The sequence below is a fragment of the Methyloglobulus sp. genome (genome assembly GCF_046714055.1).
GTDB lineage: Bacteria > Pseudomonadota > Gammaproteobacteria > Methylococcales > Methylomonadaceae > Methyloglobulus.
Genome location: NZ_JBKKBJ010000298.1, coordinates 1 through 8,799 on the forward strand (window position 1 = coordinate 1; position 8,799 = coordinate 8,799).

General features: G+C 51.3%; 11 protein-coding genes and 1 pseudogene. 4 read left to right on the forward strand and 8 right to left on the reverse strand.

Annotated elements, in window-relative coordinates:
* Nucleotides 1-126 precede the first annotated feature (126 nt).
* On the forward strand, nt 127-309 hold the full coding sequence (locus tag ACLQ6D_RS18095) for a tetratricopeptide repeat protein (protein WP_411728714.1): 183 nt from the start codon (nt 127-129) through the stop codon (nt 307-309).
* A gap of 58 nt (nt 310-367) precedes the next feature.
* Nucleotides 368-1,123 carry a molecular chaperone DnaJ gene (locus tag ACLQ6D_RS18100; RefSeq protein WP_411728715.1) on the forward strand — a complete coding sequence of 252 codons (756 nt, stop codon included), beginning with the start codon at nt 368-370 and terminating at the stop codon, nt 1,121-1,123.
* Between the two features lie 15 nt (nt 1,124-1,138).
* Here ACLQ6D_RS18100 and ACLQ6D_RS18105 read toward each other — a convergent pair whose 3' ends face one another.
* Nucleotides 1,139-1,291 (reverse strand): hypothetical protein, encoded by a 153-nt coding sequence (locus tag ACLQ6D_RS18105; protein WP_411728716.1) that lies wholly within the window; start codon nt 1,289-1,291, stop codon nt 1,139-1,141.
* 19 nt (nt 1,292-1,310) lie between these two features.
* Nucleotides 1,311-2,045 (reverse strand): DUF4158 domain-containing protein, encoded by a 735-nt coding sequence (locus tag ACLQ6D_RS18110; protein WP_411728717.1) that lies wholly within the window; start codon nt 2,043-2,045, stop codon nt 1,311-1,313.
* A gap of 72 nt (nt 2,046-2,117) precedes the next feature.
* Between ACLQ6D_RS18110 and ACLQ6D_RS18115 the strand changes: the two genes are divergently transcribed.
* A complete protein-coding gene (locus ACLQ6D_RS18115; RefSeq protein ID WP_411728718.1) occupies nt 2,118-2,750 on the forward strand; it encodes a tyrosine-type recombinase/integrase in 633 nt (210 codons plus the stop codon).
* A 110-nt stretch (nt 2,751-2,860) separates the two neighbouring features.
* Here the strand turns inward: ACLQ6D_RS18115 and ACLQ6D_RS18120 are convergent.
* From ACLQ6D_RS18120 to ACLQ6D_RS18145, 6 genes and pseudogenes are all read right to left on the reverse strand, one after another.
* Nucleotides 2,861-3,347 (reverse strand): annotated as a pseudogene (locus ACLQ6D_RS18120) (IS4 family transposase); the annotation flags it as partial.
* 194 nt (nt 3,348-3,541) lie between these two features.
* Entirely contained in the window at nt 3,542-4,861 is a 1,320-nt protein-coding gene (locus tag ACLQ6D_RS18125) for a hypothetical protein (RefSeq protein ID WP_411728719.1), read from the reverse strand.
* Between the two features lie 17 nt (nt 4,862-4,878).
* Nucleotides 4,879-6,567 (reverse strand): S8 family peptidase, encoded by a 1,689-nt coding sequence (locus ACLQ6D_RS18130; protein WP_411728720.1) that lies wholly within the window; start codon nt 6,565-6,567, stop codon nt 4,879-4,881.
* A 207-nt stretch (nt 6,568-6,774) separates the two neighbouring features.
* Complete coding sequence (locus ACLQ6D_RS18135) at nt 6,775-7,020, reverse strand: hypothetical protein (protein ID WP_411728721.1); 246 nt, start codon at nt 7,018-7,020, stop codon at nt 6,775-6,777.
* A gap of 374 nt (nt 7,021-7,394) precedes the next feature.
* The gene (locus ACLQ6D_RS18140) at nt 7,395-8,039 is read right to left on the reverse strand and encodes an IS630 family transposase (RefSeq protein ID WP_411728722.1); all 645 of its coding nucleotides are present in this window, start codon (nt 8,037-8,039) and stop codon (nt 7,395-7,397) included.
* The gene (locus tag ACLQ6D_RS18145) at nt 7,931-8,371 is read right to left on the reverse strand and encodes a helix-turn-helix domain-containing protein (RefSeq protein WP_411728723.1); all 441 of its coding nucleotides are present in this window, start codon (nt 8,369-8,371) and stop codon (nt 7,931-7,933) included. The genes ACLQ6D_RS18140 and ACLQ6D_RS18145 overlap by 109 nt, the downstream gene beginning before the upstream one ends.
* A gap of 211 nt (nt 8,372-8,582) precedes the next feature.
* Between ACLQ6D_RS18145 and ACLQ6D_RS18150 the strand changes: the two genes are divergently transcribed.
* The coding region (locus ACLQ6D_RS18150; RefSeq protein ID WP_411728724.1) for a hypothetical protein at nt 8,583-8,799 on the forward strand (217 nt) is incomplete at its 3' end.

Below are 8,799 nucleotides of genomic sequence, written 5' to 3' on the forward strand. Positions count from 1 at the left end.
ACGCCTGCAGCGCTTCGGGTAATCGTCTTGGTCGGGCGATAGGTGCCTCCCATCTTTAGGTTTTACTTTAAAGTGGAATTATAACCCCATACTATTGATAAGAAAACTTACTGTGATTGGTATTACATGTACGCCGATGGTCGTGGTGTAGAGCAGGACGACGAACAGGCGTTGTTCTGGTATCGCAAGGCGGTTGAACAAGGGAATGCGGGAGCACAATTCAATTTAGGCAAGATGTACGAGAACGGAAGCGGTGTTGAGCAAGACGACGAACAGGCTGTATTCTGGTATCGCAAGGCCGCCGAATAAGGACACGCAGTAGCACAAGGAAACCTAGTCAAACGTGGCATTAATTGGACGAAACATAATGCTCCCTGAAGAACAAGAACTCGCCAGATTGGAAAGCGAACTGGCAAACCTGGAAGATCAGGTCGTTACCGCCGAAGAAACTCTGGAAACCCTCAAGGTAGAAACTGCCCAGTTTCAGCATCATTATTATCAAATCGTTGGGTGGCTGTTTGCGGAACTGGATCGCTTGGTGGCACAAATCGCCAGGGTAGCCGCAGGGCTAGAACCAGAGAACACCGAAGCCCAAACACAAGCCGAAGCCGCCGAACAACAGGCGCAAAAATCCGCCGAAGAAGCAGGACTCGCAGAGAAACAACCACCGCCCCCTGAAATAACACCGGAATTAAAGCAAGCCTTCCGGCAAGCGGCAAAGCTGATGCACCCGAATCGTGCCACCACCGATGCCGAACGCAAACGCCGAACCACCATCATGGCAATGGTCAATGTCGCCTATGAGAAAGGCGATAAGGCCACTATTGAAAAGCTGATTATCGAATTCGGGCATGATCCAGAAGCCATAACTGGTGAGGATGTTTCCGCTCGTCTGGTTAAAACCATTCGCCGCATTGCCCAATTACGCCGCCGATTGAATGAAGCCCAACAAGAAATTGCCGCCCAAACAGCCAATGAATTGTATGAATTAAGGCTGACTATCACCGAGGCAAAAGAAATGGGTGGCGATCCTCTAGGCGATTTGGAACGCCAGCTTATGCAGCAAATTTCCGAAAAGAAAATTGAACTGGAAATGATCCGGCAACAAAGGGTTAGCGGTTGATTGGCTTTTCAGCTGTTAGGTGTCTTGTGTTATGTCGTCATTAAGCCGCCAGTCACAAAAGCCGCGCTTGAGTGCTTCTAATAACTCAAAAGATTCATCAAATTGATCTGGGTTGCTCATGGCTTCTACTAACCGATATATTTTTTGTTCGCCGGTTTCAGCCGCCAAGATATTTTCAATTAATTGTTTACTTTGCTAGACGGTACAAGGGTTTCAGCATGGCATACTTGTGCCGCTCCAACACCATCATGCGATAATTGAAATGCTTGGCGTCTTGTTTGATCGCCGCTAACGCGGACAGGGTGTCCTCGCGCACGAGCAGCTGTTCCAAGGCGGTTTTACCATCATCGTCGAGGACTTCTTCGATTAGCCTGCCAAAGCGCATGCGTTCGGACGCAAGCACATCGACGATAATCGCTTGCAGGGTAGTGTAGGCTGGGCGAACGATTTTCTGGCGATTAAGGAACGCGATAAGCTCAGTTACGATGAAAGCGGGCGTTACGTCGTGTAAGGCCAGTTGGGCGGCTCTCTCAGTGAGTGGCGACGAGAATTGTTTAGACCAAAGCCGGTAGCCGTAGAGATTGGCAATTTCCTTACACTGAACGTAATACTCAGATTGTCGAACTGGCCTCATGAAAAACTGCTCATTGGGAAAATAGCTCCGAAGAAGGTAATCGATACCCTCTTGCGGCGCCTCTGACAACGAGATTTTGAAAAAGGCCTTTTTGGCCTTGAAATACCCGATTTGCAGCATACACAGGATTTGCTCAGGAAGCCCGTTGCACCGCTGGGCAAGGGTGCGCGCCTCATCCGTCAGGGCAAGAAATTCAGCGCGCTGAAAATCATCGAAGTCTGGCAGGCCATACAAGGCAGCCCGTTCAGCCTCGGAAAGGACAGTCAGGTTTTTGTCACTGGCACGCATTGTTTAATAATGAGTAGAATTAAGCTAAACTTTCCATATAATAGCCTTAAACCGGAAAGTTAAAATTTCGCAATGGCTAAACACGCGGGCTCCAGGCCGGATCAACAGGCTGAGCCAACCATCGTAAACCGGAAAGTTCCGGTTCGGCATAAAAATGCCGAGTACCGAAACCGTGAATACCTCTCGGAAAAGGAAGTCAACGAAGTGATTAAGGCTGCCACGCATGTGGGAAGACATGGCCTGCGCGATGCCACGTTGATTTTGATTGCCTATCGGCACGGGTTGCGCGTGTCGGAGTTGGTGGCGTTACGCTGGGATCAAGTGGATCTCTCACAAGGATTGGTGCATATTGCCCGGCGCAAGAATGGGATGCCGTCCGTGCATCCACTTCGGGGGCCGGAATTGCGAGCGCTACGTCGGTTGCAACGCGATTATTCGGAGAACCCTTATGTGTTCGTCAGTGAGCGCAAAGCACCTTTGACACCTGATACAGTCAGAAAAATCGTGAACCGGGCTGGCCAACGGGCGGGCATCCCGTTTCCTATTCACCCGCACATGCTGCGGCATGCGACCGGTTACAAACTTGCCAACGATGGACAGGATACCCGGACGATCCAGCATTACCTAGGGCATCGCAATATCCAGCATACGACGCGTTACACAGAATTGGCATCAGAACGGTTCAGGAATTTCTGGCAAGATTGAGCGGCAGCAATAATTGATGCACTATTGAAAAGTTGATTTAAAATACCAAGCTGTTGATATTTAAAGATTTGCAAAATTTCCGGGGTTAGGGCTTACAACCCCTAACTACAATAGTAGCGGTCAGCCAACACCACGTCCCCCCCGTTCCAGCGTACCGAGCAACTGGCGAAATAACGCATGCTCACCGGATCCCTTGCCTTTGTACGGCCCCATGGCCGCATCCAATAAGGCACCACTTCCTAGACAAATAAGCCCAACCATTCGGGCAATTGGAAAGCCCAATCCCGGCTTTTGCTCGCCCTGCTGGGGATAAATCGCTTGGTTTTCTGGCGTATCGGGCATCGTTACCGTCGTTCCATCGACCAGCTTGACTCGCCGCCCCCGCCAGTGCCATGCATTTGGCGTGCGCCCTACGATCAGTCGTCCCGTCTGTTTCACTAGGTTGCTAACCAGCCCCAACGGTAGATTCTGCCTAGCTTTGCAATAGGCACCTGTCCCAGTGCTGCAAGGTTCCAAACCATTCAAGACACGACTAACCACGTAGGCATTCACTGTGTTCTGGCAGGAACTATCGCTGCTTAGCGCCTGCGTAATGAAAGAGAGCATGCAAGCCCAAATTTACTAAAATTATCATAGCCGTTACACATTCTGTGGTGGGAAGCCGAACGGCAAAGGCATCAGGTTGACGCAGAGGCCGTTGCCCTTCCGGCAAATCGGAAAAAAGAATTCGCTGTCGGAGTAGAGTAGGATTGTTCCTGAATGTGGGAATGGAGCTCATCCTTTCACCTCCCTCACGTTGTAGCCGTGGCTATAGCACTGAGAACCGCATAGGCCACATCACGATTGCGGACATCCCCATGGTCCTTGATTAGATCTCCGGCTCTGTTCAGGGCATTGAGGTTGTGCAACCTGCCCGCCTCGAAGGTGTACTTACCGCCAGCCAGCACCATGTCCCCGTTCGCGGCTTCCGGTGTTTTCTGGGCACCATTCCGTCCGATGCCACCGTAATCGCTGTCCTTGTCGCCGAGGCCAGCCGCGTTCTGGCCTGCCAATAGGGACGCGAGCGGATAGGCCATGCCAACGGCCTTGTCGTTGACGGTGTGAGTGATGACGATGGGGCCGAAAATCGCATGCTTTTTGACCACCCGCCGGAAAAATCCGTCGTGGTTCTTCTTATCCCAGTTCTTCGCGAACCCGTAATGGGAGAAGGCCGCTTGGAGCAGGGTCATGGAATGTGCCTTCAGAACGGTGGTAACATCGGTGCCGGCGGCTGTCGCGGTAAGCAGCCGTCCGCCAAAACTGTGGCCGACCAGATGAATACGAAGCTGTGGATTCTGCTGGGCGATGATCCTAAGCATTGGGTTCAAGGCCGTACTGCCAACGATACCCGCCCGCTCCTTCATCTGGTAATAGGTGGTCAGGTTCAGCACGTTGCGCGCGGCAGACTGGATACCGCTGAAAAAATCGCCGATGCCCAACGCGGCAGCGCCCACGGTGCTACCGGACAATACGGGCTGAGTGAAGGAAACTGGCCTTTCTAGTTTCTTGAAAATTTTAATTGGCTGTTCGCTGAAAAAGCGATCCGCTCCGTCACTGGCATCAGTGCTGCCTGCCTTGACCAGTGATCGTGCCAGTTTAACGAAATCCTCGCAGGCGGTGTCACTGTTCTTCAACTTGGGCAGCAGCGCCTTCAAGGCTTCCAAGATTTCAGCTTCCTTGGGCGAATCGAAGCCGCCCTTCATGGAATCGAGTTGTTTGCTCAAGGCTCTGATGTCCATGGTATCCCCCGTGCCTGCCGCGTTGCCGGGAATGAGTTCACTGTCGGCGAACTTCTTCGACGGCCAGAGAACGCCTAGCACGGCGAACTTGCGACCGCTCAAGCCCGGCGGCTTTCCTTCCTTGAGGAGGTTGCCAGCGTTGGTGAGCAGCTCGGAATACAAATCCTCGGCTTCTGCTATGTCGTTGTTCCAGCCGTGGGATATTACGATCAGGTCCGTAGGCTTTTTGTTGGCATCTTGCAAAAGTTTTTTGAGATCGGCATCGCCCGGCGCGATGACTCTTGCATCCTTATCGAACTTGATTGGGAAATAGGGAAACGGAATGGAAACCATGGGTGTTCTCCTCGTTGTCAGATGTATTGAATGGCGCGCATCAGATCCACGAGCCCCGCGCCCTGAAATGAACGTTCCCGACCGAGATCCGTCGCAGACGCTAGAAAAATCTCCTTGACTCGATCGGGTCGCCCGATAAATTCCCGTTTCACTGAGAGAAACGAGGCGATGCAGCCAGACACATGGGGAGCCGCCATGCTGGTGCCGCTGAACTCGATATAGTTGGGTGCGATAGCCTTTGCGTCATCCGGTAGGTTTTGCTCAAGCAGTTTCCCGACGCCGCAGGAAATGATCTTTTCCCCCGGTGCGATGAGGTCGGGTTTTAAGCGACCGTCGCCGGTGGGACCCTTGCCGGAAAAATAAGAAACACCGTAGACATGGGGCATTTCCCGGTGGGTTGAGCCTACGGTGACGGCGAGTTCGGCATTGCCCGGATCACTGATGGACAGCACCAACCCACCCATACGGTTCTCCTCTTGTTGGGTCGAGGCGAGCTGGCCATAACCCCGGTTGCCAGCTGCCACGACGACCACGACGCCGGAGCGAACCAGCCGATCCACCTCCACGCAAAGCTGGCTTTGCCCGCAGGCGAACCATTCTGCATCAAAGGGATAGCCCACAGAAAGATTCACACCGTGTATCTGGATACGCCTGCCGTAGCCGTTGATTTCCTGAATCCAGTTGAGAGCCGAAATGATACTGCTTACTTCACCGGAACCGTCAGCATTCAACACCTTCAGGCTGACGAGGCGGGTCTGCGGAGCCATACCCGAAATAGCTTGCAGGGGCAGAGCCGACGTCGTGACCTCGCGCCGATCAGCCGTGCTTGAGGGACTGAGGATTCGTCGGTATGCGCGGATGTCCTCATTCTGAAAGGGGCTGTCCTTTGACTTCGATTTGGACTTCGGGGCGTTCGGCTCGATGATTTCTCCGGCGATGATTCCGGCCACATGAGAGCCATGGCCGTATTCATCCTTGATGGCGCTCCCATTCCTGTTCGAAAGGTTGTCGGAAGTGAAGTCCCGGTGCCATTGCGCGTGGTCTCCCTCCAGATTCCCGTTTTTCCGAAAGTGCGCGTGCTCCGCATCGATGCCCGAATCGATTATCGCCCACACGATATTCCGGCCGCCCGCCTTGAAAGCCGTACGTGCGGCATCGGCCTTGACGGTCGCAATGGAGGTGGTGATCAGAGGGAAGACCCGGAAGTCTTCCCAAATCTGGTAAACGGCACGGTGAACCCATTCTGCCTTACCTTTCTTATTTGCGGGTGGAATAGTTTTCGTGGGTATCTTGGCGCCGGATCTCGCCCCTGGTTTTTCGGAGGTCTGACCTTCCAGTTCCCGTTGCATCAGTTCATCATTGTGCAAGCCATCGAGTTCGATGAGTTTTTTGATGGCATCTGCGGTCAGGCGTGCAAACACATAATGAGGCTGGTCCTCATTCTTGCCTGGCTTGAGCCGAGGGTCCTTGAGGTCGGTGCCGAGAAGATAGACGAGTGTCTTGAGGATCCATTTGCGGGCGGCGGGGCGAGCTCCAGGAAAATCGAGGTGTGCGTCGATAATGATGTTGTACTCGGAATCGGGGGGCAATTCCTCCATTTTATTCAGCAGTGGAAGGGCGATATAGGTTTTTACCAGAATATGCTGGATTCGTGTCTGGACCTCATCGCCACTCATGGCGTCGGGTTGGTTTATATTTGAGCCCATGATTATTCTCCCCAAGTTTATATGAGTACGGTGGTGTTCCGGTACCATCCACTCGCTCTTTCTAGCGAGTTCGACAGTTCCCCCGCTACTCCAAAGGAAGGCAGTAGCATTTTGATTGTTAACGCCGGTTGAACTTTGACCATATTGACTATAATAGGTCGGCGTTCACTATCAGAAATAACTGAATATTTCTATCAACTTAGATGGTCAATAAAATTTCGGCAACAGACCTATAAAATTGAAAAAAATCAACCGGTACCAACATCTCAATCCCGCCAGATGTTGTACGCGAGCCAGCGTGATGAATTTATATGCTGCATTCAACAAGTAATGCGGAATAGAAGTGAGGTAAATTGGGTTATCACGCAATTGTTGAAGGCATTGCCCAAGCTCCTTAAGGATCCATAGTTCCTGGCTGAACTCATCACAAGTTCGAACAACTTCAATATCCATGAGCTCTCCGTTCTTTGATTCGGCCTAAACGAATGATTATATACTTTCCAATTATAATCTCAGATAACTTTGCTCTAGTCAACGAGCTATGGATTAATTTTGTGATCTATAAGGATTTTTCCTTCCTGTATATCATCCAAAAAGTGGCCAAAAGCTCTTTGGGATGTGTTGTATGTTTACCGTTTCAAATAACATTTATCGGTTAATTTTTATGACCGCTTTGTGAGATTAAGCTGCCATTTGGAAATATCGGATGAGAGACTCTTTTGGGTCTAGGCCGTGTAAATATGTTTGATACATTTTATAAGTGGATTTTAACAAGAATATTTAAACTAAATTACCGTATTAAATGGATAAACCATCAAGATAAGTAATTACGAGAAACCAATTTTAAAATCAGAGCCGACGCCAATCATGAGTTTTTGCACTTCTTCGAGCAACCCGTCTTTCGACCATGTGACGAAGCGACGCCAATGGTATTTGGCTTGTTTCCAAACGATCCCAATGGGATTAAGTTCGGGGCTGTAGGGCGGCAGATGCATCAAAACCAACCGATGCCCGACCAGCCATTCATCCAATTTTTGGGGGTCAAAATTATGGTGAATCCTGGCATTGTCCAACACGACCAACGTCAACGGCATCCTTTGCTCGCGCTGGGCGATACGGTCGATCAGGTCAACAACGGCGTTCCGTTTGACCGTCTGCCCGTGCCAGTCATGCCAGACCTTGCCGGTGGCATAGCCCAAGGCGCCGACAACATTCACCCGCTGCCTTGCAACACTGGCATCCGCCGCATGGGGCTTGCCTTTGGGGGCCCAAGCCCTCTGCACGTTGGGGATATTCGAAAAGCCGCTCCCGTCCGGATAAAACAAGCTCAACTTTCCTGCCCGTGCCGCTGTCTGGCAACGTTTCAGGTTTTCCTGCGCGGCCTTAAATCGCTCAGGGCAGCGTTTTTTTTCAGCGAAAGCCGTGTCCGGGTAAAGGATAATCCACGCTTTTTCAGGTTGGCCGACAGACAATCGAGACTGAACTCGGGGGCGTCGGGGTGGATTTCGCGTAGCCTTTGGTCGATCTGCGCCAGCGTACACGGTGACGCGCGTACGATTTGTTCGGCGGTGTCCAATAGCTCCGCTGTAAGCTTGGCCGGTGCGCCGCCTTGATGGCCACCCAGCAACCCCATCAGCCCTTTTGTGCACCAAGCCTTGGGCCAGTTGTAAGGCGTAGGCAGGCTGACGCCAAGTACCTGTGCCACCAAGGCAAATGGGTGTCCTTTCGCCAGCGCCAGGATACCCAGTGCACGACGGCGGAAGCCTGGATAAGGATGGTGTCCTGCAAGTTCTTGGAGCGTCACGCATTCGGGTTCAGTTAGTTTGGGTGGCGATAGCACGGTAAGTTAAGGTGTTTGTTGAAATACTTAATATTACCTTATGTTTTTAAAATAGTTAATCGGTTTTACTTATGGGCATCTCTAATAATACCTTCATTTTCCTGTGATTTTGCATACCCAGAGATAGCACTGCAATGAGATAATAGTGTCGGAACAACCAAGAGGAATTGATTAGATGAAACCGCCCCGCCAACCCAGATTATTTGATGTCGAAGGCGGCCAAGCGAGGGTTGATGGACAATCACGGGGAAGCTGTGCCTGTAGTGGCATAAAAAAGGGGAAATCCTTCAATAAACAGGGCCTAACAATCAAAACTGGCCTCAAAACGACCATCTTTTCGGATAATTCAAATATTTTCAGTGTCTTCTCAGTAAGGCGGTTTAAATTACGAT